The sequence below is a fragment of the Bacteroides sp. 3_1_13 genome, from assembly GCF_001185845.1.
Taxonomy (GTDB): Bacteria; Bacteroidota; Bacteroidia; order Bacteroidales; family Bacteroidaceae; genus Bacteroides; species Bacteroides xylanisolvens.
The window spans coordinates 306,406-332,493 of the sequence record NZ_KQ236956.1 but is presented as its reverse complement, the minus strand read 5'-3'; the positions used below and the strand labels follow the sequence as shown (position 1 = coordinate 332,493).

General features: G+C 39.3%; 32 protein-coding genes and 2 pseudogenes. 18 read left to right on the top strand and 16 right to left on the bottom strand.

Going from position 1 to position 26,088, the window contains the following annotated elements:
• Nucleotides 1–13: 13 nt before the first annotated feature.
• Both HMPREF9009_RS13755 and HMPREF9009_RS13750 read right to left on the bottom strand, forming a co-directional pair.
• Nucleotides 14–835, bottom strand: a complete 822-nt coding sequence (locus HMPREF9009_RS13755; RefSeq protein ID WP_049702494.1) for an MBL fold metallo-hydrolase — start codon at nucleotides 833–835, stop codon at nucleotides 14–16.
• Nucleotides 836–1,087: 252 nt separating this feature from the next.
• Nucleotides 1,088–1,627 carry a flavodoxin family protein gene (locus tag HMPREF9009_RS13750; RefSeq protein WP_004317688.1) on the bottom strand — a complete coding sequence of 180 codons (540 nt, stop codon included), beginning with the start codon at nucleotides 1,625–1,627 and terminating at the stop codon, nucleotides 1,088–1,090.
• Between the two features lie 246 nt (nucleotides 1,628–1,873).
• Between HMPREF9009_RS13750 and HMPREF9009_RS13745 the strand changes: the two genes are divergently transcribed.
• Nucleotides 1,874–2,563, top strand: a complete 690-nt coding sequence (locus tag HMPREF9009_RS13745; RefSeq protein ID WP_004317686.1) for a Crp/Fnr family transcriptional regulator — start codon at nucleotides 1,874–1,876, stop codon at nucleotides 2,561–2,563.
• Nucleotides 2,564–2,740: 177 nt separating this feature from the next.
• On the opposite strand, the gene HMPREF9009_RS13740 is transcribed toward HMPREF9009_RS13745, so the two are convergent.
• The 8 genes from HMPREF9009_RS13740 to HMPREF9009_RS26400 all read right to left on the bottom strand — a co-directional run bounded on the left by HMPREF9009_RS13740 (nucleotide 2,741) and on the right by HMPREF9009_RS26400 (nucleotide 11,428).
• Nucleotides 2,741–4,021, bottom strand: coding sequence for an alginate export family protein (locus HMPREF9009_RS13740; protein WP_049702493.1), 1,281 nt, complete (start codon nucleotides 4,019–4,021; stop codon nucleotides 2,741–2,743).
• 29 nt (nucleotides 4,022–4,050) lie between these two features.
• Nucleotides 4,051–4,842, bottom strand: a complete 792-nt coding sequence (locus tag HMPREF9009_RS13735) for a cytochrome c biogenesis protein (protein ID WP_049702492.1) — start codon at nucleotides 4,840–4,842, stop codon at nucleotides 4,051–4,053.
• Nucleotides 4,839–6,083 (bottom strand): cytochrome c biogenesis ResB family protein, encoded by a 1,245-nt coding sequence (locus HMPREF9009_RS13730; protein ID WP_049702491.1) that lies wholly within the window; start codon nucleotides 6,081–6,083, stop codon nucleotides 4,839–4,841. Before HMPREF9009_RS13730 ends, HMPREF9009_RS13735 begins: the two co-directional genes overlap by 4 nt.
• A gap of 23 nt (nucleotides 6,084–6,106) precedes the next feature.
• A complete protein-coding gene (gene nrfA, locus HMPREF9009_RS13725) occupies nucleotides 6,107–7,588 on the bottom strand; it encodes an ammonia-forming cytochrome c nitrite reductase (RefSeq protein ID WP_008025542.1) in 1,482 nt (493 codons plus the stop codon).
• Between the two features lie 39 nt (nucleotides 7,589–7,627).
• Nucleotides 7,628–8,227 (bottom strand): cytochrome c nitrite reductase small subunit, encoded by a 600-nt coding sequence (nrfH, locus tag HMPREF9009_RS13720; protein ID WP_049702490.1) that lies wholly within the window; start codon nucleotides 8,225–8,227, stop codon nucleotides 7,628–7,630.
• Between the two features lie 153 nt (nucleotides 8,228–8,380).
• Nucleotides 8,381–8,872 (bottom strand): DUF4625 domain-containing protein, encoded by a 492-nt coding sequence (locus tag HMPREF9009_RS13715; protein WP_004313310.1) that lies wholly within the window; start codon nucleotides 8,870–8,872, stop codon nucleotides 8,381–8,383.
• Complete coding sequence (locus HMPREF9009_RS13710; RefSeq protein WP_049702489.1) at nucleotides 8,869–11,028, bottom strand: TonB-dependent receptor; 2,160 nt, start codon at nucleotides 11,026–11,028, stop codon at nucleotides 8,869–8,871. The genes HMPREF9009_RS13715 and HMPREF9009_RS13710 overlap by 4 nt, the downstream gene beginning before the upstream one ends.
• A gap of 85 nt (nucleotides 11,029–11,113) precedes the next feature.
• A complete protein-coding gene (locus tag HMPREF9009_RS26400; RefSeq protein WP_009039870.1) occupies nucleotides 11,114–11,428 on the bottom strand; it encodes a hypothetical protein in 315 nt (104 codons plus the stop codon).
• A gap of 164 nt (nucleotides 11,429–11,592) precedes the next feature.
• On the opposite strand from HMPREF9009_RS26400, the gene HMPREF9009_RS13705 reads away from it, so the two are divergent.
• On the top strand, nucleotides 11,593–11,937 hold the full coding sequence (locus HMPREF9009_RS13705; protein ID WP_008025548.1) for a hypothetical protein: 345 nt from the start codon (nucleotides 11,593–11,595) through the stop codon (nucleotides 11,935–11,937).
• A 65-nt stretch (nucleotides 11,938–12,002) separates the two neighbouring features.
• On the opposite strand, the pseudogene HMPREF9009_RS13700 reads toward HMPREF9009_RS13705, so the two are convergent.
• The 4 genes and pseudogenes from HMPREF9009_RS13700 to HMPREF9009_RS13685 all read right to left on the bottom strand — a co-directional run.
• Nucleotides 12,003–13,214: pseudogene (locus tag HMPREF9009_RS13700) on the bottom strand (AAA family ATPase); the annotation flags it as partial.
• Between the two features lie 77 nt (nucleotides 13,215–13,291).
• Nucleotides 13,292–13,909 (bottom strand): HU family DNA-binding protein, encoded by a 618-nt coding sequence (locus tag HMPREF9009_RS13695; protein WP_049702488.1) that lies wholly within the window; start codon nucleotides 13,907–13,909, stop codon nucleotides 13,292–13,294.
• Between the two features lie 269 nt (nucleotides 13,910–14,178).
• Nucleotides 14,179–16,425 carry a prokaryotic RING finger family 4 gene (locus HMPREF9009_RS13690; protein WP_049702487.1) on the bottom strand — a complete coding sequence of 749 codons (2,247 nt, stop codon included), beginning with the start codon at nucleotides 16,423–16,425 and terminating at the stop codon, nucleotides 14,179–14,181.
• 372 nt (nucleotides 16,426–16,797) lie between these two features.
• Nucleotides 16,798–17,031 (bottom strand): annotated as a pseudogene (locus HMPREF9009_RS13685) (hypothetical protein); the annotation flags it as partial.
• 326 nt (nucleotides 17,032–17,357) lie between these two features.
• Here HMPREF9009_RS13685 and HMPREF9009_RS13680 point away from each other — a divergent pair.
• From HMPREF9009_RS13680 to HMPREF9009_RS13630, 11 genes are all read left to right on the top strand, one after another.
• Nucleotides 17,358–17,819, top strand: a complete 462-nt coding sequence (locus HMPREF9009_RS13680) for an SMI1/KNR4 family protein (protein ID WP_008025556.1) — start codon at nucleotides 17,358–17,360, stop codon at nucleotides 17,817–17,819.
• A 77-nt stretch (nucleotides 17,820–17,896) separates the two neighbouring features.
• Entirely contained in the window at nucleotides 17,897–18,238 is a 342-nt protein-coding gene (imm45, locus tag HMPREF9009_RS13675) for an Imm45 family immunity protein (RefSeq protein ID WP_008025557.1), read from the top strand.
• 84 nt (nucleotides 18,239–18,322) lie between these two features.
• Nucleotides 18,323–18,790 (top strand): macro domain-containing protein, encoded by a 468-nt coding sequence (locus HMPREF9009_RS13670; protein WP_008025559.1) that lies wholly within the window; start codon nucleotides 18,323–18,325, stop codon nucleotides 18,788–18,790.
• A 75-nt stretch (nucleotides 18,791–18,865) separates the two neighbouring features.
• Nucleotides 18,866–19,396, top strand: coding sequence for a hypothetical protein (locus HMPREF9009_RS13665; RefSeq protein ID WP_008025562.1), 531 nt, complete (start codon nucleotides 18,866–18,868; stop codon nucleotides 19,394–19,396).
• Between the two features lie 47 nt (nucleotides 19,397–19,443).
• Nucleotides 19,444–19,743: a hypothetical protein gene (locus HMPREF9009_RS13660; protein ID WP_118160708.1), complete on the top strand. Its 300-nt coding sequence runs from the start codon at nucleotides 19,444–19,446 to the stop codon at nucleotides 19,741–19,743.
• 38 nt (nucleotides 19,744–19,781) lie between these two features.
• Complete coding sequence (locus HMPREF9009_RS13655; protein ID WP_008025567.1) at nucleotides 19,782–20,111, top strand: DUF7668 domain-containing protein; 330 nt, start codon at nucleotides 19,782–19,784, stop codon at nucleotides 20,109–20,111.
• An 89-nt stretch (nucleotides 20,112–20,200) separates the two neighbouring features.
• Nucleotides 20,201–20,629: a hypothetical protein gene (locus tag HMPREF9009_RS13650; protein ID WP_008025569.1), complete on the top strand. Its 429-nt coding sequence runs from the start codon at nucleotides 20,201–20,203 to the stop codon at nucleotides 20,627–20,629.
• A gap of 101 nt (nucleotides 20,630–20,730) precedes the next feature.
• Nucleotides 20,731–21,105 carry a hypothetical protein gene (locus HMPREF9009_RS13645; RefSeq protein ID WP_049702485.1) on the top strand — a complete coding sequence of 125 codons (375 nt, stop codon included), beginning with the start codon at nucleotides 20,731–20,733 and terminating at the stop codon, nucleotides 21,103–21,105.
• A gap of 68 nt (nucleotides 21,106–21,173) precedes the next feature.
• Entirely contained in the window at nucleotides 21,174–21,575 is a 402-nt protein-coding gene (locus tag HMPREF9009_RS13640) for an SMI1/KNR4 family protein (protein WP_008025573.1), read from the top strand.
• 77 nt (nucleotides 21,576–21,652) lie between these two features.
• Complete coding sequence (locus tag HMPREF9009_RS13635; RefSeq protein WP_008025575.1) at nucleotides 21,653–21,967, top strand: hypothetical protein; 315 nt, start codon at nucleotides 21,653–21,655, stop codon at nucleotides 21,965–21,967.
• Nucleotides 21,968–22,028: 61 nt separating this feature from the next.
• The gene (locus tag HMPREF9009_RS13630; protein ID WP_008643520.1) at nucleotides 22,029–22,460 is read left to right on the top strand and encodes a hypothetical protein; all 432 of its coding nucleotides are present in this window, start codon (nucleotides 22,029–22,031) and stop codon (nucleotides 22,458–22,460) included.
• A gap of 180 nt (nucleotides 22,461–22,640) precedes the next feature.
• Here the strand turns inward: HMPREF9009_RS13630 and HMPREF9009_RS13625 are convergent, their stop codons facing one another.
• On the bottom strand, nucleotides 22,641–22,862 hold the full coding sequence (locus HMPREF9009_RS13625; protein WP_049702484.1) for a hypothetical protein: 222 nt from the start codon (nucleotides 22,860–22,862) through the stop codon (nucleotides 22,641–22,643).
• Between the two features lie 177 nt (nucleotides 22,863–23,039).
• Between HMPREF9009_RS13625 and HMPREF9009_RS13620 the strand changes: the two genes are divergently transcribed.
• From HMPREF9009_RS13620 to HMPREF9009_RS13600, 5 genes are all read left to right on the top strand, one after another.
• Nucleotides 23,040–23,552 carry a hypothetical protein gene (locus HMPREF9009_RS13620; protein ID WP_049702483.1) on the top strand — a complete coding sequence of 171 codons (513 nt, stop codon included), beginning with the start codon at nucleotides 23,040–23,042 and terminating at the stop codon, nucleotides 23,550–23,552.
• A 134-nt stretch (nucleotides 23,553–23,686) separates the two neighbouring features.
• A complete protein-coding gene (locus HMPREF9009_RS13615; RefSeq protein ID WP_227237032.1) occupies nucleotides 23,687–24,127 on the top strand; it encodes a hypothetical protein in 441 nt (146 codons plus the stop codon).
• Between the two features lie 19 nt (nucleotides 24,128–24,146).
• Entirely contained in the window at nucleotides 24,147–24,485 is a 339-nt protein-coding gene (locus HMPREF9009_RS13610) for a DUF7716 domain-containing protein (protein ID WP_004313330.1), read from the top strand.
• A gap of 10 nt (nucleotides 24,486–24,495) precedes the next feature.
• Nucleotides 24,496–25,029, top strand: coding sequence for a signal peptidase I (gene lepB, locus HMPREF9009_RS13605; protein WP_049703322.1), 534 nt, complete (start codon nucleotides 24,496–24,498; stop codon nucleotides 25,027–25,029).
• 38 nt (nucleotides 25,030–25,067) lie between these two features.
• A complete protein-coding gene (locus HMPREF9009_RS13600; RefSeq protein WP_049703321.1) occupies nucleotides 25,068–25,556 on the top strand; it encodes a hypothetical protein in 489 nt (162 codons plus the stop codon).
• Here HMPREF9009_RS13600 and HMPREF9009_RS13595 read toward each other — a convergent pair.
• Nucleotides 25,539–26,084 carry a hypothetical protein gene (locus HMPREF9009_RS13595; RefSeq protein ID WP_049702482.1) on the bottom strand — a complete coding sequence of 182 codons (546 nt, stop codon included), beginning with the start codon at nucleotides 26,082–26,084 and terminating at the stop codon, nucleotides 25,539–25,541. The genes HMPREF9009_RS13600 and HMPREF9009_RS13595 overlap by 18 nt on opposite strands.
• Nucleotides 26,085–26,088: the final 4 nt, after the last annotated feature.

Here is a 26,088-nt window from a genome sequence, read left to right as displayed (position 1 = left end):
AATTATTATAAATTTATTCCGATAAATCGGTTTGAATTAGTTTTCCCGTGTAATTATAAAATGTGCTGTCACCAAAATCTTTATAAAAGAAGGCATATTTATCCACTCCCGTACAATGACAAACGCCAATCTGTCGGGGAAGATATTCCTGTAAATAATCTGCAATGACCTGATATTTTTGTTTTTCCGCATTATGGATATGAAAACCTCCTAGAAGTAACTTACAAGGAGATTCGGGAAAGGCAGCCTGAACCGTACGCAAAATATTAGTTATTCCCCGATGAGAACAGGCACTTAATACGGAAAATCCTTCCGGTTCCACCAATACCACCGCCAATTCATCCTGAAAAGTATCCGGTATTTTGCATCCATCTTCTTGCTGAACCCAAAAACGTTCAAAATGGGTATCTTCCTGATTTATAATATCAATAGAGGGAAAAAGGAAAACTCCGGAAAGCAGCTCGGTCTGCTCTGTAATAAAGCGGAAACGGGAACGATCGAGGTTTTGTGTATGCATCATCCCGTTCTCACGTTCATCCTTGAATTTAGGAGAAAAAACCTCACGCTTACAGACAACGGTTGCCTGCGTATTCAATTCCAAAAAATAACGTAGTCCGCCCGTATGATCGCTGTGACCATGAGATAATATCAAATAATCGACTTTTTGCAAGTCAATATGCAACAAGCGGGCGTTACGGATAAACAAGTCGGATGCTCCCGTATCGAAAAGTAATCTATGTTCTTGAGTCTCGATATATAGAGAAAGACCATGTTCTGCCTGCAATTTACGTCCATAGACACAATTCTCCACAAGAGTCGTTATTTTATAGCCCATGATACTTAGTTAGTTATCAAACGAATTATACAAAATAAAAAGTTCTGCCACAAAATTATAATAATTCTGTGGCAGAACAAGCAATCCAGTCAATTAAGTAATCGTAAAAAGGGGAAAATCTGGAAAACATAACCGTCTTTTCCAGATTTCCCGTCAGGTTTTAAAAGTTAAGTTCAAAACTATATCTCAAATATTCGAACAAATCCATTTATCATATTCCTTATGAATATCTTTAATATGGAAAACAAACAGTTACACCATCTTTCCCATATTATATGCTTCCTGCATGTAGGGAGTATCTTTAATCTCTCCTACTTTCCATGCACCGATGCCATAGACTGTCCCTTTTTCCTGTGGTCCTTCCAAGCAATCGAGGAAGCCACGGAAGCCGTCGATAGTACGCTCCATCATTGCTTTATCGTTTTCTGCTGCCGCAATAATGAAATAAAATTCCTTATTAGTTATTTCCGTATAACGTGCGCAACAACGGTCAATCATAATCTTCATCTGCCCGGACATGGTATAGAAATAAACAGGAGTTGCCATTACAATCACATCGGCAGCAATCATCTTCTCCACGATTTCCGCTGCATCATCCTTCTGCGGACAAGGTTTACCGTACATACTGCAAACACTACATCCCGTACAAGGATGAACCGTTTTGTCTTTCAGAAAAATCTTCTCTACTTCATTGCCCGCCTCGATAGCACCTTTCATAAATTCATCACAAAGCAAATCCGAATTACCACCTTTACGTGGACTGGACGAAATTATCAAAACTTTTTTAGCCATAACTTTCTTTTATTACTTTTTGTTTTCAGAATTCTTTTTATCAATGATTCATGTTGCAAAAATAGACAAATAAAGGTATCCTGTATGTAGATAAATTACAGAGAAAGATACCATAATTACAGATTCTATATTTTGCATTCGTTTTAACAACTTTCTTGTATATAGTTATTCTACAAATAGTTCTGAAAGTTTCTTTCACTAATATATAATTTATATCTTTGCCCGTGATACAGACAACATGATACAATGAAAAAAATACAACTGACCGACTCACATAAAGAAAAGCTGTTTCAAATCCCCTTATTCAGGGATTTACCTTTAAACATCAAAGAGTCCTTATTGGAAAAGCTGGATTTTGTAATCTATGCGGCTAATAAAAAAGAGATAGTCGTTACACAAGGAACACCCTGCAACAAGTTATTTGTACTTTTGGAAGGAAAACTACGTACAGATATTATTGACGGATTAGGTAATGAGGTGATGATTGAATACATTATCGCTCCACGTACCTTCGCCACTCCTCATCTTTTTAATTCGAACAATACTTTGCCGGCTACTTTCACTGCTCTTGAGGACAGTGTGATACTTATGGCAACCAAAGATTCAACCTTCAAAGTAATTAGTCAGGACCCACAAGTTCTTCATAATTTTCTTTGTATCGCAGGTAATTGTAACATCTGTACTGTATCCCGCCTGAAACCTCTTTCACGCAAAACCGTACGGGAAAGGTTCATTGTCTATCTATACGAACATAAGAAAAAAGACTCGTTAGTAGTAGATATCATGCACACCCAATCCCAGCTCGCCGAATATTTAAATGTGTCACGCCCTGCTCTATCTAAAGAAATCAATAAGATGATGAAAGAAGGACTCGTCATCATGGAAGGAAAACGAATCGAGATTTTAGATAAAACAACTTTGGAAAAGTATCTGTAACGACGTATTTAGAAAAATATCCGTAACAACAGACGTAACAATAAGAGTGTAGCTATCAAGAAGTGGTTAAAACAAAAAATCATCCTCACTTCAGATATACTGTGGCAAGGATGATTTTACAAATTCAAAACTTTCAAAAACTCTCTCTTTATTTAAATTCTATCTATTCCCTTGGATTTACCACTTCACAAACAATATCTTCGGATTAATATTCAACGATAGCCAACCCCAGTCCTGCCAGCTTTTATGATTGCCGGTTTTCACAGCGTCCATCGTCTTCGTACCACGCATAAAAGAATATCCGGCAGAGAGTTTCACATCTTTCATGATCGACCAGTTTATCTGATAATCGACTTCCGAACCTAAATATTTCTTCAAGTCCTGAACCTTTACGGCTGTGCTAAAGTAGTGATAATTAAGTTCCATATCCACTTTGTCAGAAGCACGGAAACGGCCTCCGATACGGGCATCCATCAATCCAGGGGCATAACCGTTCGCAAAGGTAGAAGCATAAAAATAATCCATTGCTCCATAGAATTTATGATGAGTTCCATAAAGAGGATCGAAAGCTTTGTACTTACCGCCATTTCCCTTATCACCACTTAGATAATCAAAGCTAGCCACAGCTCCCCATGTATGGTCAAACGTATAAGCAGCCTGTATGCTTCCCATCAAAGCTGAAACTTTATCAGCAGTTTTATTCTTACCCATCTGATAGTAGAAAGCACCATCCAGATTCCAGTTACTGTTCTTATAAGTGAGGTAGGTTCCCATTGTTTGTAAGTAACGGGTGTGAGAATCATCCGTAGCTTTATCGCCCGTTTCCAATCCCAAGTTCATAAACAATAAAGAAGCCCCGAACGGAACATTGTCCGCCTTATAGTGATACCAAACGGTTTGCATATTCTTATAAGGCTGTCCCGTAGAAGAATCATAGTAAGTGCCTCCGCTTGTTCTATTGTCATTATTCTGATTAAAAGCAAGAATCAAATGCACTTCATTATTTTTGTTGGCATATCCTAGCTTCAACGCATCGTGGTAACGACCCGCTACATTCCAGTCCAATCCTCCCAAAATACGTTCATCATCATAAATCAACGACTGACGTCCCAGTTGGGCAAAGAATCCTTCGCCAAAGTTCATCTTTGCCCAAGCCTCATTCAGCATAAAACGCCCGTTCTTTTCAATCTGCGGATCCTGTCCCCAAACACCTACATGCTGTGCCGACATCTTCAGTTCCAGATCCGAACGTTTATAATCCATCGATAACCGCGCACGGTTATTGATGAAGGACGTAGGAGCCACCCCTTCATCCCGTGGAGTCAAGGCACCGTTCCGATACTCTGCACGAGGTCTGATTTGCATAGACATCGTAAATTCATTCTCTTTCTCCGTGTTTTGTGTGTATGCCATGCTTGGCAATAGCATAAGCAAGAATGACCAATAAAATGTTTTCATTGATAGTGCAGTTTAAATGATTTGATATTTCAATTTAAATTATACGTATGTACACTGACTCCTTGTGCGGACGGAAGGTAATTGATTCCATACCAACACATTTGTAATAAGACAAAAGAGACCAATAAAACAACCAATGCCAGACGTGCCTTCAATGGCTTTCCCAATCTGAAATGGATATATGCCAGATAAGCAAACCAAGTCGCTGCCGCCCAGGTTTCTTTCGGGTCCCAAGCCCAGTAGTGTCCCCAGGCTTCTTTCGCCCAGATAGCTCCTGTAAGCATACCTAATGTCATAAATGCCAAACCTACATAAGTGAGGTTATCGCACAAATCCATTTCTTTCCGTTCAATCTTTTTCTTCTTGAACCAAAGCAGATAGACAGCCATCACCGTCGCCGCTCCCAACATAGCGTAAGCAAACATATACACAATGACATGAGGAGCAAACCACGGACTTTGCAAAGCGGGCATCAACGTTTTATTGTGAATCTCCGGTTTGAAGATATTGATACAGATAAAGACGAACGAAAGGATGCAACTGAAACTAAGAATCCATTTATACTTCCAACGTACGTAGGTTATCAATCCCGCCAACGGAAGGAAGAAAGAATACCACAGCCGGGTCTCTCCCATAGTTCGCATCGGAGGACGTTCCAATGAAATCCACATTCCGATAATGAAGCTGAAAAAAATAGCCAACCCTAAGAAAGTAAATCCATAAGCCCATCCCGGTTTTGTTCCTTTCCAGGCAGCAAAAGCTCCTAAAGCCCAACAAACCAGTGCAGCTATTGCAAATAATATAAAGTACTCCCAATTCATGCTTTGTCCTCCTCTTTTCTCTTTTGTGCACTGACGAACAAGCAGACAGCTCCTGCCATCATCATTATAATTCCTGCGTAAACGAACGGTAGCCACGGATCGCGAACCAGTTCGAAGACACTGACATCACTCCATCGTCCTTTTGTCTCATCGTAGCTAAGTTGATAGATTTTCCATCCTTCTATCTCCATCGGACGGTTCACTTCAATGGTGCCTTCCGTTATCGTTCCTTCTTGTGTATAGATTTTCACTTCCGATGCAAACCGCTGCGGTTCCCGTTCCGGCATCACAAGACTGGTTAAAGAATCCAATCGGATTGCCTTATAAGGAAAGAGGAAACTGCCACAGCTTACCCAACCTTCTTTCGTTGTTTGATTCTTCTGATTGACAGCTTTCAGATAAACAGCATAAGTTGCTCCCATCGAATGAAATTCTATAAACTTCACAGTATCTTCAGTAGCCACAGAAGCTGCCATCGGGATAGATTGTTCGATTGTCAATTGCCAGTCTTGTAATGTTCCCTTTATCACTCCCTCTTCCAGCAATACATGTTCAGGAGATTTTTCGGGAAGCGTACGCCCGGTTTCGTTGTCAATCAGCATCAGTTTTGGAGGATATTCGTCGATAGTAAAATCCTTGAGTTCGATAGCCAATGGAAGTTCAATCAGTTGACCTTTATCGTCAGTAGCCCGCCATTCGGCATTGCCCATGCGGGTTGTCATTTTCAACCGTTGCATATCGGCGTTTCCTAAAGTGGCCGCTATCAACGCGACGAATAATCCGATATGATTGAGAAGGAACGAAAGTCGTCTCCACTTAAAAGGAAAGCTGGCACGAAGTATCGTCAGTCCCAATGCAGTGACCATCCAAAAGTAAAGCAGAACGAAAGGCCAGGATGCAATCATCTGTGAGAATCCCAGCAAATCCGTTGAAGCATTTGGAGCATGACCGGAAGGAGCTTGCCGGATAAGTCCCATAACTACCGTCATGCCGACCACCCACAACAAAGCGGAGACGGCAGCGGAATAATGGCTTAACCAACTGAATAAATACACACGTTTACGAAGAAGGTGCATGGCTATCAAGGCAACGATATAAACCAGCAGCACAATCACGTTGACCGGACAGGCAAACAAATCCCAGTTAATAGCACCCACTGTCATTTGCAGCAATATGCCTATTATCAGTAATCCTGCGCCAATCGCCAACCCTTCTTTATAACTCCACGGTTTGCTCCACATATATATCTATGCTTATATTTGTTTTATATCTGCGCCAAACGTCCATTTTCTTTCGCTTTCTCCAACCAGGCGGGAACCGTTGTTTTCAAGAATTTCTCTTTCGCAGCTCTTTCAGCGTCCATATCCAAGCCGATATATTCCTGTGCCTTTGCCTTCGTCGAGATGTCCGGCATCGGAACATCACCAGTGTATCCGTTCTTCGCCAATACTTTGGATACGGCAAGACGGGCTTGCATAGCACGGTCGAGTCCGTGAGAAAGGATTCTCTGAATTTCCTGCGGTGCATGGAAAGAGCCGCCGTGTGAAGCCACTCCGAAATCCCAACGCCATTGTGCCTGACGAATCAATGCGAGAACATCTTTCATTTGAGCTTCTGTCGCTCCATTATCCCAAGCAAATTTAGCTTCGATATGCGCTTTCGCCAATTCCTGTTCCAAGCGGTTACGAATTTCGTTCGCTTTGCGTTGGCGTTCGTAAACGTTATTGCGCAAAGTCTCTTCGCTCTCGCGATGGCAAACCTGACAGGTACGATCAATCATAGCCAATGGGCTCTGAATATGGTGATCGCTGAATTTCACACCACCTTCACTCTTATACGGCATGTGACAATCGGCACAAGAGACACCTCTTTGCCCATGAATACCCATTTGAGCAATCTCATAATCAGGATGCTGTGCTTTCAGAATCGGAGTACGACTCAATTTATGGATATAATCATAGAACCCGGCCTCATCATAATAAGCCTCCATATCTTCTACCGTGAAACCTTTATCCCAAGGGAAAGTCAGGTATTTGCCATCACCTTTGAAGAAATATTCAACGTGACATTGCGCACAGACCAATGAACGCATTTCTTGCGGAGTAGCTTTGGTGATGTCTTTACCTTGGCGTTGGAAAGCTTCAATCAAAGCCGGACGGCTGATATGAAGATTCATTGTTTCCGGGTCGTGGCAATCAGAGCAGCCAATCGGATTTACGATTTCGGCCCCCATAGCTCCCCATTTATTATTATAGAAAGAATCGACACCCAATGCTTCCATCATACGGGGAACATCCGGACTTTTACAAGTCCAGCAAGTAGACGGTTGCGGACCATCCGTCGGGTTCACAGGTGCACCGGTACGTAACGATGCCGTAATATCCTCAATAGCATGCATGTGCCCCCGTGGAGTAGAATAATCTTTAGAGAAAGCGTATCCCGCCCATAGAATCACCATTTCAGGACGTTTTTCCAAGGCATCCACAGCTATATTCCCATTAAATTCGCTTTCAAAGTCAGTCTTTGCAGTTTCCGTCCAAGTTTGATATTCACGGGGGAAATCATCCTTGAATAGTTCATTTCGTGCTTCAATCCCCTTGATGACGTTTTTACGGTTGTTGAAAATGCTGGCAACTTCCGCCCTCCGTTCCATCAACGCAGAAACGCATAATCCCAAAACAAATACAACGACCATTGAACCTCCGAACAACAGCCATCCTTGCCATGATTTTAATTTCTTTTCCATTGTATATCGGTTTTATTATTTTATTACGTATTTCATTTCCTATTTATCTTTATGACTCACCATCTTCCGGAGCCATTCGGGAACGGGCGATTCCGGAAGAGGAACAATAGCTCCCGGAGTGCCGGACAAAGAGTTTCTTCCACCATGAGGAACATCACGATGGCAATCCCAGCAAGCCTTCCCCTCTCCTACCTGTGACATCATATAATCAATCTTCCCCGTCTTCACAAATTCCGTATTGAGTTGTGTATGACAGCGAATACAATTATTCATTATCAATTCAGAACTGGCTTCATGAGCCTGAATCACCTGCGGCTCGCTTTTGGTAAGAAATGCAGCTACGTGTTTCATTCCGTCCATCCCCTTAAAGGTCCATTTTTTCACAGCATTTTCATGTGGCACATGACAATCATTGCAGGTGGCATTCCGAGCATGTGAGCTATGAAACCAAGTTGCATAGTAAGGAGTCATAATGTGACAGTTCACACAGGCAGCCGGGTCATCTCCAAGATAGGTATGCGCCCGGAGCATGTACATAAACAATGCCCCTCCACCCACAATAACACCGCCAATGATGACAGCCGCTACTTTCCATTTAAAAGAAGGAAAGAATCGATTTATTATTGGAAACTTCATCATACGAAATAGAATTTTTCACAAAAGTAAAGGATTGGAAACAAAAAAGGTGTAATATCTATTACACCTTTCGAAAGAAAAAATACTCTTTATACAAAAAACAGCCTATCTATCGTCCTGTAGCCAACAGATATTCCAGTTCCTTTATATAGTTGTCTATTCATTATGATGGTGGTCTTCATCTTCCACCTCATTGCTCAATTTAATATTGCGCGCGATATAAGATTCGTTGCCTGCGGCATCTGTGCAATAAACCATCAAATGATAATCCCCTGCAGTCGCATTGGCTGGTATTACAATATCGTGATGATGAATATGTGCTGTTTTCTGTCCTGACACATCATACGATCTGTTAAAACTAAAATCTACTGTTTCCTGCACAGCCCTACTATTACCGCCGTGTGAATGATGGTCGAAATTGCTATGAATTTCGATCTTATAGGATTTCAGCATAACATCATCCGACAAATCCATTTCAAAATGAACTCCATGTTCGTTTCCGATCTCCAATGCCTGACCTTCTTCCGGTTCATGAAGTTCAATCAAAGGTTTGATCGTATCGCTGGAGTCATCATTATCACAAGAGGAAAACATGAAAGTAACTGTTGCCAAAAGGCTAACCATTGGGAGATAAAATTTATTTTTCATTTCAGTAATTTTTTAAATGGAACTTTGATTAATATCTGGAAGTTACGTCCCGGTTCGGGAATCTCAACTTTCCTGTAAAAACTAAGATGATTGTAATATCGGGTATTGAATATATTCCGGGCGGTCAGGGTAATTTCAATTTCATTATTTCCACCTATCGGAATGTTTAAAGATCCGCCCAAATGGAAGAGATTTGCTCCGGCTGTACGGTCTTCGTTACGGTCCACTCTATTTTGCCGAGCAATGCTCTGCCATTCTGCATACAACATATACCGGTTCTTTTGCCAGGTTAATGTATTGCGCATAACAGGTGGCGGCGAGAAACTCAATGGAATATGTTCATCACAATTATAGGTGTAAACGTATTCAGCGGAAATCCGATAATTGAAGTTACGCAGAAAATCAACATCTACGGTAGCTTCAGTTCCTGCGAACAGTGCTTCCGCTCCGGTATAGCGATAGATTTGTCCGGCATGAGGCAATACAGACCACTCTCCGGTAGGACGCAGAAAGATGTAATTGCTGAACCAACTGACAAATGGAGAGACGGAGAAAGAAATTCTCCGGTACTTCAGATGATAAGAAGCGTCCAGTTGCCAGCCCTGTTCCGATTTTAAATTGGCATCTCCCTGTTCATGGCGGAAAGTGCCGTGATGTACTCCGTTGGCAGCCAACTCATTCGCACCGGGCAGGCGGAAACTACGCCCGATATTCACCTTTACCAGATGCTTGTCGGAGGGAGTCCATACCAATCCCAGAGAAAGAGAATAATCACCATAGTGTTTTTTCACCTGGTGACTGTTCCACTTATAAAGGTCTATCTGTTCCTGGGTATATCCCTGTTTTTGAAGATAATCGGCAAGGTAAACATCTTCATGCGAAGAAATATTTATGTATCCGTAGTCATACCGAGCTCCTCCGCTGACGGAGAGCACATTGTTAGGTCTGTACGTTGTAAGCCAGAGCATTCCGGTGGTGGAACGGTGATATTCGGGCAATAAAAACGAATAGCCGGCAATGTCATTCCGTTGATGCTGTCCATCCCACCCCAATGTATGTTCCCATGAAGAAGATCCGATAAAACGAGCTTTCACTGAAGCACTGAAGGTGTTCAGATTAAATGCGAGTTCTTTGTCGGGGTCTTTCTCTGGTGCGGGTTGCGAGCCATAGTGAGTATGGAAAGCACTCCACTCTTCACGGTGATTGTTCTGGAAACCCAAATCACCTGACAAGATCAGTTTCTCCCACGCATATTGCTGATGGGTGGTCACTTTCAGGTGATTCACTTTGCTATAAGGCAATTCGATATTACGGCTGTCTCCATCATCTTCCACACGGGATGCATCGGGTATGCCATGCGCTCCGGGGAAGAAACCTGTCTTTTGATAGACATTACTCACGGAGAAATTCGCTCTATATGCCCTTCGCTGATATTGGGTAAAGAATCCGATATTGCGTTCAATGCCTGCTGTATTCTTCAGTTTACGCCCATATATGGGGATTCTCTGTGTCAGGTAGACAATAGAATCCGTAGGAATATGATAGTCGCCGAAGTGCTGTTCCGAATAACGGATATAAGAGTACCAGGCATTTTTTTTGATTCCCAGCATCAATGATCCTCCGATGGTTCCATTGACTGATTTACCAAGCAGTGTGACATCTCCAAACACCCGATTATCCACAGGCACGGCCGATGGAACAACATCTATCACTCCTCCCATCGCATCACTGCCATAAAGCAATGAGGAGGGGCCTTTCAATACATTGACCGCTCCGATGTTGAAAGCATCCAGCTCTAAACCGTGATCGGCTCCCCATTGTTGTCCTTCCTGCTTGATTCCGTTTTCCAATACGGCAATCCGGTTGAATCCCATTCCGCGAATCATCGGTTTGGAGAATCCCGAACCGATATCCATTGCTTGCACTCCGGGAATGTTCTCCATCGCTTGCATGAAGTTTCCTGTAAAATGTTTGCGCAGAAAATCCTGATCGGCTACATCAACCGTAAGGGCAGACTTTTTGGCTTGACGTTGCTGGTACGTTTCGGTCACCACAACATCAGGCAAAAGCATACTCTTGATTGAATCGGATTTCTGTGCGTGGACGGGTAAGGCTACAATCAGCCCCAGTACGCCCGAAATAATTCCGATACGCATCAATTACAATCTTTATTTAATATGTAAAATGAATGTGAGGACAGGTTACAGTGAATCTGTCTTCTTCGTAAATTTGAGTATGTAATTATGCGACAGGGGGTGCACGCAGTTGATGCGAATAAGTCCGTTTACAAACGACCTTATCCTGGTAAATGATTGGCTCGTAAGGCACGAGCGTTAATGTACAATGAAATTCTACCGGTGGGGGTTCAGTAAAGAAAGAAAGGGAGTATTGACATATCGCACAATCATCGGATGACTTGTGAGAGTGCCCGGCATGAGAACATGACTTTTCATCCTCACTTCCATGATAGTGAAAGGTCTTCACTACAAAGAAAGGAATGAATGTCATAAACAACACCCACGCTATGTATGCTCTTATTTTTCTCTCGTGATACATTCTCCCTCTATTGGTTATATAGAATAGTGGGAACAAATATAGGCGTATGAAAGTGAACGGACAAATTATCAGGCTTAATATGTGTTATTTAAAGAATCTGTAACAAACGAAATCTAAATTTAATTCACTACTTTTGCAGTATTGAACATTTTAAATTTAAAACAATGAATGAAAACGACAAGTTAAATATCCTGTGGACAACGGACAATAAAGATACGATCTTTAATATGTTGTCAATGTACGTAATAAACTCTAAAAACAGAGGTTGGTGGAAACATATAAATGTAATCCTTTGGGGAGCATCGGTAAGATTAGTGGCAAACGATACACAAGTTCAGACAGAAGTATTGGAAATGCTACAATCAGGAATTACAATTGAAGCATGCCAGGATTGTTGCAACAATTTTGGAGTAACTTCAATTATTATCAATTTAGGTATTACCGTTAGATACATGGGAGCTCCACTAACAGAATGTCTGAAAAATGGAGAAAAAATACTATCTATTTAGGAACCTGTTTTTAAACTAGATACTACATCTCTTTCAATGTCCAAGTAAGGATTACAAAACTATAACAATAGAACATTACGCATTGTTTTATTAGGAAAAGTCATGTAATATTTATCTTTTAAAGTTATTACACCCCAATAAAACAAAATGATAGAATAAAATCTTATATCAAAAACGTTCTGTTTATCAAGTTTCTTTGAAAGGTCGGCTACATTATAAGGCAACTCATCATCAATAATCAATGCATCCAACATCGCTTTCGCGTTATCCAGTGAAAGGGTAAGCCGACGAATCCAATTAATATCGGTACGTAGATTTTCATCCACCAGTTCGTCGGGAATACTACCGGCATTGGCCGCAAACTTCTTGAAGAAATAAGTCAAGATAGTAGCATTGAACAACCGGTCACCATTGGGACGGAAACGATAACCATCATAGTTACTTACAATTAGCTGCCAGATTTCATCAAAACGTTCTTGTCCTGTGGAGTATTTATCAAGTACATAACGCAGATATGTCTCTGTCTCTTCGTATGTAAACCCGAGCATATTCAGAAAATTAGGTTCAAGAGTCAATATCTCTGCTATATTATATCCACTGGTCAAATCATCCATCGTAACAGGTAATACACCTGTACAGAAACAGGTACGGATACTCCCCTCACCTATTCCGGCTTTTATCACTTTAAAGAAAGTACGCAAAAAACTGTCATTCGTCGTCACTTCCTCATAAAGCGGATCGTTGTATGCTGTAAGCAACTGATTAGTGAAGTTATCATATTCATCAATCAATAGATAAACTTTTGGAAATTCATGAGAACGGGCATAATTAAGAACTTCTTCCAACATTTTGGAAGCGTCTCCCCGAGTAGTAAACTGAAAATCACCGAACAAATCTCTGTTATGCTCTACCATCACATCTACCGGGCCACAGTTCAAATCATTAAAGTTTTGAGCCAATCCTTCAATAGTATCCGCCATTACCATTTTCGAAAAATCGTAGCGAATAATCATATAACTGTTATGCTCTTTTGTCGGATGGTTACCTATCCAGGTTCCCCCAAACAGTTCTTCAAACCGATGCGCTTTTGTACGGTCATAATAGCAAGCTAATGTAGAAACCAACAAACTTTTTCCAAAACGACGGGGACGGAGAAATACAGGAGCATTATAATCCTCTAATTTAGGAATATAATCAGTCTTATCAACATAATAAAAACCACGTTCACGCAAATCTATGAAATCCGCTACTGCATAAGGAATAGTTATTCTTGCCATAATCTTACTATTTTCTCTATATACAAACAAAGGTACAAAATTGTTAGCAAAAAGAAGGACAATTACTTATTATAATGTTATTCTTCCTGTTTCCATACATAAAACACATTCCTTCCCGCCCCTCTCTTACGCAGTTTTCCCTCCTGAATAAAAGTATTCAAATCATCAACAGCTTTCAGCCGGGCTACTCCTGTCAGTCTGCTGTATTCTATGCGGGTGATTCCTCCATTCTTCTTCAGAAACTCCTGTAACATTTGAAAACGTTGCTCGATAGGTATCTCCGTTTTACTAACAGTCCGTCCCGATTTGGGCACACGTTCAAGTCTCATTTCCCGTCTTACCTTCAATTTAAAATTTTTGGAGGTACGCAGGTGTACATTGTCAAAACAGATAGATTCGGAACGGATTTCTTTTTTAGTCATTACCTTCTGAGTGCATTTCAAAGAGACACTAAGATGTCCCAGCTCTCCAAGCTCCACAATATAGCCACGCGCCAAGAGACTACCAAGTTCATCTATTACAGCCCCCAACACCCCGTCAACCATATTCTGGGGAAAATGTTGATAACGTGACACACGTTCTATAAACTCTTTTTGGGAATAAGTCCCGCTCGGAACTATCCGCGCATGAAGGGGTTGCTTCTCGCCGGTATTCTGAACGTCCGGTGTCTCATACAAATCATAATACGCACTCATAAGCAGCTATATTTTATTGATTATCATTTATCATTTTCTTGCCTGATATTTAATCTCTCTTATACCAATCATTAGTTCTTGACTAGCATATATTTATTCGTCTGACTATAGTATAATTTGCATCTGACTATAGTTATTCTTTCGTCTGACTATAGTTAGACGAAAAAGCAACTATAGTCAGACGATTAGTTTATTGCATACAAAGATATACTTTATCGCAATACAACTTATAAATATTAGGAAGAAAAGATTTAGTTAACCGCTAGAAATTAATCACCCAACAGCAACTTAGTCACAGCAGCCGTATTCAATGCCCACTCACGGGTATATACTTCATCGGCTTCCGGTGTATCAGTCAACTCCAAACCCTGTGCTTGTGCTTTGATTGCCAACAGTTCGCCCACAGTGGTTTTGGCTTCCAGTTTATCCAGATACTTTTCAATAGTCTGTGTATCCAAAGAAAGAACCGTCTGTCCGCCGAAAGGAATTTCCAACCATACCACTTCCCGTTCCTTCACTTTCAGGACTCCGAAAACAAGTCCTTTCTGCAAACTTTGAGAAACTCGTACCTGATGCTGAACACAGGAAGGGTCATAAGCCACTCCGTTTCTCTCCGATATTTTCATCGGGTAAGCGGAGTTCATCCAACCTACCACCAGATTAGGAGAGATAGCCCCATTACTATACGCATTGCAGGTGAAAGCAACATATTGCGCACCTACACGGTCCAACTCATTCAAATCCAATTCGATATACTCGGCAGTACCTTTCTTGTCGGGGATGCTTCGGATATCTCCGCTATGTTTAGCACCAATAGCTTTCAGATTGAAGTAGGAACACACTTCTGTCGTTGAAGGCAAAGTGATATGACAACTCAAGTCCATATCCAAATGCTGTGCCGGAAGTCCCTTTCCCCATTGCATAAACAATCGAACCTTATCTCCTTCCACCGGGAAACGTGTACCCTGCAAGGCACAGGAAGTATCCTGAACCGTTTCGCTACGGTCGCCGATAGACAATGGAATATGAAACAACATAGGATCAATATACATACTTGCGCTTCCACTCCCGACACCCGCATTAGCAAAGCGGGCAGCAACAACCTCTTTACACAAATCCTGTACCTCTTTCACCATCTCTTTAAGCTGGTCTTCCATATAAAGACTCACCAAATAGTGAGGCTCTATCAAAAGCGCATTACCACCTAAAGGCTTCACCATTCTCTTATGTCCTTGCTCAAAGTAACTCTCCGCATACATACCCAAAGTGACCACCAAACGAGCCGGCAACAAATGAACGACTTCTTTAAATGCCGTCAACGTCTCTTCCGGACCGAACCAAAGCATATTGGCAAACAAGGAACGTGCAAACATACCCGGACGTTGCTTCAACAAAGCGAATGTCTGTGCCGCATCTGCTTTCAAACGGCTACGCTCCACTTCTCCCTGCCAAACTGTATATGCCTGACAGTAGAATACGTCCATCAACTCTTTCAAATTTTCGAATCCCGATTTACGAGCATATTCCGCCAAACGCAATGCACGTATCATACGTACCCACATTTCCCTTTTCGAATGCATCATTTCACAAGACTTCTCCGGTGTCATCGCCAAATTGTTCAACCAAAGAGCCACCATTTTACACTCGCGACGGGTATATTTCAGTTTTAATTCTTCCCGCTTTGCCTGGGCAGCCGAACGGCTTTTATCCAAAGCATTGCACAGATGTGCATTGTTTCTACCCGCTTTACGAATGAGGGTCTTAGGCTCTATGATTTGCAAGAATCCGGTTTTCTTATACCACAAATAACGCAATATATCATTCGGAGCAGAGAAATAAATCTGCGCTTCCTGTGCCCTATCCTGCTCTACCAGTGTGTCGATCACCAGCATCAGAGTTTCTTTCATCTTGATTCCGACTGCCGGCAACGGAAGTTCAGCCAACAAGATTTTCAAGCTGTCCGCTTGTGTTGCATCAAGGGCCGTACGTGATTCCAGCAAGTCACCAAAGAAAACATTCAGCTCTTTTTCCTGCCAAAGTTCCAACACTTTCAGTTTACTGGCTTGTCCGAAATATTCTGTAGATGCCGTTTCAAACGGAGTTCCGCAGAACGGACAACCGTTGTATCGTTCCAAGGGGAATGTATTATCAGGAATCACGTGTCCGCAAGATAGTTTCACACCTTTCTTACTATTGAACATATTAGCAAGCCATGTAATCCAATGATCCAAACGTGTTTCTCCGGTAGGTGTATCCCAACCTTTCACCAATGGAGCCCAGTTGAGTGACACACCCAATACTTCTTTCATCACCTGAAGAATCTCCACCTGTTGTGCCGGATACAACTGATTGACAGCATGCAGCAACTCTTCGGATAAGCTATATCCCACTTTTCGAAGTTGAGCAACCAATGTTACAGTAGTCGAAGTCAATGCTTCGCGCTTTTCTGTTCCTTCTATCGCTGGCAAATAAATTGCATGTTGCCTGATAGATACTTTCAACAAATCTTTTTTCATACGTTGTGTTTTTTAAGTAAGGTAATCGGAAGACTGTGAATCAATGGTGCATTCCTGCGGTTTTGAAGTAAGTCTTCCTTGACCTTAGTTTATAAAAAAGAGGTAGAACAGGCCGGAATCGAACCGACGACCGTAACTACCCACTGAGCTACTGCCCCTTTGCGAAACTGGAAAAACGGATAATCGTACTGGTATGTTCTACCTAAAAGAGTGTGTTGAAGTAACCCGTACTTGACCTGTTTTCTTGTTTCTTCGACAAAGATAGATGCAGTGATGCGCAGTCTTTTTGCGTAACTCAAACTTTTTTTTTCGGAAAAGGGGCCACTCTCTATATGATTTAAAATATAAAGTATCTTGTTTTATATTTCTTGTTTAATAAACGCTGGCCGATTGAATAACAATCTTTTCCAGCAACTTCTGCATCTTTCCAATCACCGGTTCTTTATCAAGCCCATATTCTGTCGCCATCACATCTTGAGCATTCTTGCCGTGGTCGAATTTCGCAAATACTGGGATTCCCATATTTTTCAATGTTTGTTCGATACGCGCCATTGTCTCTACTACACCGAACTGGCTTTCATAAGTGTAAAGCAAGTTATTGGCTGCCAAAGGATGAAATTGTATAGGATAAAGGAAAAAACTAACAGATTCCTTTGTGAATAATTAGATAAAACCGTATTTTTAGAGGCATAATTATATACAGCAAAACAATATGAATATAATTTACTGATAAACAAAACATTAAAAGTCAGAATAAGAAATTATAGCATATAGTGTAAATTTATCAAATATTGTAATTGGATAGACAAGGAGACAACTTATAGGTAGTCATATAATATAGATAATATGCCTGATGAAATAAAGAATATAAAAACAACAGCGAAACATTAAATGACCGCTGTTAGCATAACGTTACAAGCAAATTAATAAATATGGAATATTTGAAATTAATAGAAGATAAAGAAGGCTTTGTTCATTGGGATGGTGCAACAGAACAAGAAATAGAATATGCAGAACAGGAATTAGGCATATCTTTCCCATTGCAATACAAAACTTTTTTATCTCAATGCGGAATGTGTAACTGGAGTGATGTTTGCATTTCGGGAATAGCGAAAGATTCAGAAATTATTTCATATCCTATAATTGAATTAACCAAGGAAATTCAAAAACAATTTCAATTATCTATGGATTGGATCGTTTTAAGTTATGAGGTAGGAGAATATCTCATTTTATATAAAATTCCAGTTGGTAATAATCTGAAAGATTCTTCTATTTGGGGAGCTGATGTATATTGGGAAGATGATACCCCCCATATGAGTAAACCTGTAAAATTATATGATTCATTTATGGATTACTTTAAGGAATTTCTTAAATATTCAGAAACTGAAAGCTAATCACGCTTGTAACAATCACCTTAACTGCTAAACGCAGTTAGTTGAACCCCATTATTCACCAAGAATAAAAAAATAAAATGGTTAAATTAATTAATTATACAGAATATCTTTCAAGAGGAGCAATCCTAAAATGTAAGGGTAAATACCCTTATGAAGATACCTTATATTTTATGGTAGCGGAGCAAATAGGCGTGCAAGCATATCAATTATGGACTATATCAGGATATTATGCAGGTATGATATTGCACAAATTACCTTCAGATGCTAATTATGAAACTTATGCAGTGAGCACTAAATGGCTTGTAGGAAATTGGCATGAGTGGGGATATATTGATTGTCCTCTTGAAGATGTTTGGGTAGTTGAAAATGAAGAACTATTTTCCAATCTTAATATCAAAATGTTAAATAGCTCTTATTAAATAGTGGTGGATAACAAGCGGATTAATCTCCATAAGGGTTGATTATCCGCCGGACATTATAAGCAACAGAAAAACGGAAACAATATGATAAAATACATTTCGGGAGATATATTACAGAGTAAAGATGAGTACATAGCACAAGGTGTAGCTGTTGGCTCACAAGAAGGATTAGGAACTGGGCTTGCCTTTAAGCTATCAAGTCAATCCCCTGAAATCCAAAAACTCTTTAAGAAGTACACACGAAACACTAAATTTCAAGCTGGCGATGTGTTTATAGGAGAAATCAAAGGTTTCTCTCCAGGTATAATTTACATCGCTACACAACCCGATATGTATCATGCGGAACTCACATATCTGAATAAAGGTTTGAAACGCTTGAAAAAAGTGTGCGAAAGCAGAGGTATCAAAACTGTGTCGCTCCCGAAAATAGGTGCAGGTTTGGGTAAGTTGGATTGGAATAGTGAGGTCAAACCTTTGTTTGAAAGTATTTTATCTGATTGTGAAACGGTATTCAATGTATATGAAGATTACAAGATTGAATACGAAATTTAGCTTATAACATGCACCTGCTCCGCCTAACGGCGGCAAGCTGCAACCCATTACCAATAATGCCATAAAATAATAAAAATGAATTTGAAAGATAAAACGTTAGATATTACAATTAAAGACTACTTGTTGTCAGGTGGCATTAAACATATTAATCCATATGCCGATTTTAAAATAAATGAATTTAAAAAGATGGCAACAGAAATATGGACAACGCCTGAGTCTGATTCAATAATTATTTCGATAAACATAAACAAAGTGACAACTTTTGAGATTGTATATGATAATAAAGATCATTATTATGTACACGATTCTTTAAATTTCAATATCGGGTTATTAAGAAATTTCCCCAAGTATGTACATAGATTAGGATTGTTTTACGCTAAAGAGCTTGAAAAATCAGAATACATGAATAGCCTAAAAATTGTCGGTGAAGTATCAGACCAAGAGGAAAAGGTTTTATTCTTGAGCAATGGAGTTAATTTGCATTTTCTAAAAAGTGATAAAACAGATGATTATTTAATCATAAAAATCGTCCCTGATGGAGAAGAATACAGGAGTTCTATCAGGAAAATTTTTAGGGAAGTTAATCTATCGGTAACAAACAGATGAATTGCCCTAATGATCAATTATCCGCCAAACATTATCGGTTTAATAAAATGGAAAAGGAAGGAGTAATATATTGGCTCAAACCAGAAGAAGGCGGATTGAAAAATCTGCCGACTTATGAGTTGTGTTATGCTGTTACAGTTTTACCGCAAGTGGAGCCTTCAGCATGGAGCATTAAAATGTTTATTCTTGAGCCTGATAAATATGTAAGTGATTGCTTGGTCGCTTTTCTGGTTGATCATGCACCTCATGAAGTTTTAAATACCATAGAATCCGTAGATGTATATGCAGGCAATAAAAAAGTAGCCACTATAATATTAAAAACCGATAACAAACAGCAGACCGACTGAATAAGCGGAACGCTGCCAAACATTAATCGCTAAAAACAATGGCAAGTATAGAAGAATATAAAAAACGAATACAAGAATTTATATATTGTTTAGTCCGTAAAGACTATCAAGCCGTAAATAATCTAATGTTGGCTAATAGTGTGCCTATTCAAGATATACGGCGAGTTATAGAGGAATACGGTTGTACAATTATACCTCTACCTGTAAAAGCGTTTGATTTGGCATTGTCCTATCAAATTTCCGATAAACAGGTAGATATATACATTCCTCTATGGAGTGAAGAAGAAGGTCAAAGCGACCTCACTCTTTCGCTTTCTTGTTTCAAAAATGAGAATAAGATAAAAATAAATGACTTAGAGGTTTTGTAAAACGATTAACAAATGGCTTAACCGCCCCAAAAAGTCGGTTAGCCACTGACATTAGCAATAAAGTAAAACAAATAAAATATCATCAAATCATGCTAAGTAATAAAGTGATAGACTATTTGAATAAACAAGGTGTATATTCAGAAAAAGAAGATAAAGCATATAAAAAGGCTTTGATTGATTTAGGAATTGATTTAAATAGTGATTTTGCACTGTTTAATCTAAATACTACCGAAATAACATTTCGAGGACAATGTGGCGAAATCTATAATGTGTGTTGGTTTAAAATTTACTCTAATGATTTAAGTTATGGTATAGAAAGGCAAGCAGTGTTAGGCATTCCCTCCGAATACTTACCTCTTGATAGCTTTGAAGGTGAAGGCGGTTTTTTCTATAACCGTAATACAGGAGAAGTTCTTGAAATTGAATTGGGAGAGAAACTAATCAATTTTCAGAATGGAAAGTTGTCTCCACAATGGAAAGACTTCAATTCTTTTTTGGAATGGTATTTTGGATTATAATAAGTTATTGCTAACAAGCGAATGAACTGCCCTAACAATCAGTTATTCGCCAGCCATTATCGGTATTAAAATAATGAGAATAATCCAATTTCATATTATAGATGAAGAACTATGATAAAATGACTAAAAGAGCAGTAACTTTAAAAAGTAGTTATATGAGCAATGCCAAATGGTCTAAGTTACTAAAAGCTATTGCAGAATCAGATATTAAGTACATTGCAAGTGAAGTCCTTGCAAAAGATCTTGTGTGTGATACTCTTTGGCATATACTTCTTGCAGATTATCTTGGGAATGGGAAATACACAGCAGATGGCATAGCTGGGGCAATAAGGACTAAGAATATAGAATATGTCATTATCCCCTTTGAATCAATAAACGAATTATCCAGAATGAAAGATTTAATTGAAAAGATTGGGAAATCTGAATATGATATTGATAATGAAAAACTAATTATAAAAATATTTGGATACCGATAACACATAGCTAACCGACTGAATAAGCGGAACGCTGCCGGACATTAGTAACCATAAAAATAGCGAAGAATATGAAACAAAAACTTATAGAACGATTGAGTACATTTCTCAATAAACATAAAATGCGTGGTACTCCCGCTACGGACGAACAAATAGAACAAGCCGAAAAAGTGTTGAATGTAAAGTTTAGTTCTGACTATATTGATTTTATCAAACACTTTGGTCGTGCTTGGGCAGACATTGAAATTTTTGCTTTTGAAGGTAATGAAACTGTTGTAGGTTATACTCAATCTTTGAGAGAAGTTCATGCGGAAACTTCAGAAAACTATGCTGTTGCAGATGATGGAGCAGGAAATCCAATTATGATTAATCCTAAAGGAGAAGTGCTAATATTTTATCATGATAATGGAGAGAATGAAATTTTAGCTTCATCACTTGAAGTTTTTATAGAAGAGAACTTTGAAGAATGGTGAAATGGGTTACTAACAAACAGCATACCGCTTAAAGCGGCACGCTGTCAAGCATTAGCATATCACTAATCAAATTAAGAATGAAAGTAAAACAACAGATAATAAACTTCTATCAGATACTTAAAGAGTTACCTGATAACGAAGAATATAATGTAGAAGGCATTAGAAATAGAGTTTCGATGAAAGCTGATAATCTATTATTTACTTTGGACAACAAGGGTAATCAAGGTATAGATATAGATGCAAAAATATTCTCTTTCTTATCTTTTGTAAAAGGCTATGATATGCCAAGATTTGAGGATAACTATTACCTATTCACAAAAGAAGATTTGGACAGGGAATATAAAGCATTAGGAGATATAGAATCATTAAATGGAAATGAAATAGATTGCTAACAAACAGATAAAGCACCTTAATATTCGATTATTTGCCGAACATTACCAACAGAGTAAAAAAATGAAAGTATATAGAATAGCAATAAATATGATTAAGCAAACCAAGATTTTAAAATTTATAATCCCTATTGTAGTATTCATTCTATTGTATGCTGTCTCAACAATTAGAAATAACAATGTAAGAAAAGATGGCATATATTCTATCGTAACTCTTGTCAAATACGGTTCTGCTTATAGAGGGCAAAGTGCAAAATATGAATTTATATATAATAAGACTTTATATGAAGGAAGTTTTTTTATATCATTTGCCGAGAGTAAAAACACTCCAATCGGAACCCGTTACTTTGTAACATTCTTAGCCAAAGCCCCCGACCGACATCTTATATTAGACAGCGTACCATCTTGGTTTACTCTAAAAGCACCAGATAAAGGATGGAAAACATTACCTACACAAAAACAACTACGAATAATGATGAAAGATAGCTTGAATTAAAATGCTGCCACCGGACATTAACTTGATAATAAATAAACGAAAAATGAAACAGAAATACTATATAATCAAACTCTTATTGAAAATATGGTTTGGAATATTATGTATTAGTCTATTGTGTACCACGGGTATTCTTTGGCTAAGGACTCAAAACATAAAACCTGTACCAGATATGGATACTTCTTATAGAGGCATGGCATTGGCTTGGTCAATTTTGGGAATTTTGGCATTATCTATCGGAGCAATCACTTTGTTCTTGAACTGCTTTGCAAGAGTTAGAAACAGTATACTGTATAGTTCTCTATCATTTTTTCTTATCCCTATTTTGATGATTTTATTTTCTGGAACAATGTGCTTGTATGATACTACAATACCATTTTTACTTTGTTTATTGGTGTCATACATATTGTTTAGAAATAAAATAATACAGAAAACAAGCGGATGAATCGCCCTGATGGTCGATTAGCCACCAGACGTTATCAGAATATATATGATAAAAATCAGAGTATAGGATTGAAGCACATAACGTATATTTGCAGTCTACTTCAATGAAATAGATGAAATCATAAAAGTAATTTGAATATGAAACACTTTAAAATAATAACGATGGGAATACTTGCCTCTATTCTGAGTTTACTGGGATGTGGATATGGAAACAAGCGAGCTACGCAGAGTGAGAGTATAAATCCTTATATTCCGGTAGCCGCACAGATTACAATGGATAAGTTGTCGGGCGTGCTGAAAAACGTACAGGCAGGACGAACGGAATATGATTTTACGGGTATCTGTGCCAATGGTGTGAATTGTATCTATTTCATGCTAGATAACGGAAAGTTCTACATTGATTTTGAAGCCATGAGCAAAGACCAACTTCCCTATCTGGATACATTGAAGCAGTTTGCCAAAGAGCATAATTACCCAATTATCGAAACGACCTATAACAACACGCCCATAGATTACGATCATGTGAAATTTGCTCCGGTTCTAAGCCTGAAAGTCAATGCGGATATTGACAGCATCGTTCATGTTGGAAAATTGATTGAACAAACCATTTTCAAGAATAACGATCAGACCATTTACGATATAGTGCCTTAGAGGGTATAAGGAGAATATAAAAGAATAATGATAAAATGAGAGATAAGGATTCCGGGAAAAAGATATTCTGGATTTACCCTACAAATAAGTTTGTTTGGGCAGGAGTTGTCATATGTAGTATATTCTGTGCATTTATGATCTACTTTTTATGTGTAGCCAATTTAAGTGAGAATAAAGTCCTCTTTATTTTCCTGTTGCCCATATCTTTGTCTATCCTGTTAATCTGTTGGGCACTACCCAGTAAGATTTTGCTTTGCGAAGATAGAATAGAAGCACGAAGCCTGTTCGGGAAAAGAAGCATCCAGGTGGATGAGATAAACTCGTGGGGAGTTGTGCAAATGTATAAGCCCTACCGTTGTAAAGAGGGTATTTATTCTTACATACCTGCCAAGTCATTCAAACCTTCCCGTAAAATAGAGGAGAACATGATTTTCTCGTATAGCCTGTTTTTATCCAATATTCCGCACTATGACGGGAAAAAGAAAAATTCGTCCCAAACAGATAAAACTATTTTTGTCAGTTATCGGAAAGAAGTGTATATTGCATTGGAAAAGTATCTGAAAGAAAAAAAATAATGTATTAATATTAGTATATATGAAAGAATTTGGAACTATCGGAGATTTAATCAATGCTTATAAAGCAATACCATGTGACGCTTATATCTATTGCTCAAAAAGTGTTATTGAAACAGAGAACTTGGAGAATGGCAAATATTTAGTCATTGAATCGGAAGAAGAGGATGGATATGTGGAAACAGAAGATGGTGAAGTCCCCAAACAAGCATACGATTTGGGCATGAGTTCGTTGGTCGATGTTGAAACATTTAAGGATATATTGAGCTTTCAATATAAATTGAATCCCAAAACATTATACAAAGATTGTATAAAGGCTATTGAGTATTATCTAAGTAATGATGATTTTCTGGATGAATGAAATCAATCTTATGAAAAAGTTATTGTATTTGCTTGTCATGCTATTGATATTGGCGGCATGTAACCCAAAAGTTGAATTGACCAGTGCCGGAATGTACCCGAACTATCAAGTGGGTGAAATAGTAAATCTTATTCCGGTGGATTCTCTGACTTATGGGGACGTAATCGCATATCATTCATACATTCCCGGCTTTCAGGAAAGGGCATTTAAACGAATTGTCGGACTACCGGGCGATACTGTCCGCTTTCAGGATCAGCAATGTATCGTGAACGGCAAAAAGTGTGAATGGGTATTCATACGGAAACTTTTCTATGAAGAAGATGAATGTGAAGAGTATTGCGAAAGTCTGCCCAATGGCATGAAGGTGAACATCTGTAAAAGCGTTGTACCCATAGATTCGGCAACGGCTACCACGACTGCGGTTGTCGTCCCGGCGGGCAGCTACTTCGTTGCGGGGGATTACAGGGGCGGCTCGATTGACAGCCGTTCGCAAGGATGCGTAGCTGCGGATTCAATTATCGGGAAAGGTGTAAAAAGAAAGTAAGTACAGGGCTTTAGTTCCGATTTATTATGCTGAATACAATGAATATAAGAATCATTTCATTTATCTGTGCAGGATTGGTCGCAGCAAGTTGCGTGTCCTCACTCTGTTTCTATGATTATTTTGCCAACGATGGCACTACCAGCAATCCCATCTATTGGATTTTCGACTTTTTTCAGTTATCCATACTGCTGGGACAAGCCGGAATAGGCGTTTATACTATCAATGTGCTCCTACGGCAGAGGAAAGAAGCCATTTCTTCTCTAGGATATTTTGCGGCTCACGTATTTCTGCAAAATATAACTCCCTTGCTCCAAGCATGGTCTGCGGCTGTCATTACGGAATATCCGCAATGGTTGCTGATGAGTCAGGTCGGTTTTAGCATTGTTCTTTTTCTTACTTTGCTAATCATCCAGCCTGCATCTTTATTCAAAAAGTCGGAATATATCCCCTGGCTGTTGATGGCTGCATTTTATATCAACTGCGTATATACGGCACTTACCGTCATCGGTTTAATTATTACCCTGTAATGATTGCATATAAACAGAATCCAGCACAGCACCTTCCCAATGAATAGCAGGCGGGTATTGTTTCCAACCTCTTTCCGGTGGGGACAGTACCCATGTGGGGACAAACTCGTCCCCCAAAGCCTTATTGTATTCAGGGTTGCTGACGGCATACCTCACTATGATGCGCAAAGGATTGCTGACACCCAAAAATTTGGGATATGTCGTTGTAGTATTATATTTCACCCCATCCACATAAAAACCGAACTGGCGTACCTTATGTCCCCCTTTAATGACACCCGACACTTTTTCATAAGTGGCTAAAGTGTATCGATTGCCTTCTGCCAACGCACGGGCTTTATGTATGCTATTGTACCATGTCCAGCCGGAACCTGACATTGCGAAAAGATATAAAAGGTAAATGGATAACGAAGTCTTTTTCCCATCCGTAGCCCACTGCTTTTTCAATAGCGAGCCTACTATCATAACAAAAGCCCCCACCCCTAACAGGGAGACACAAACCAAAACCGGAATATTCATGTACTCTATCATACTG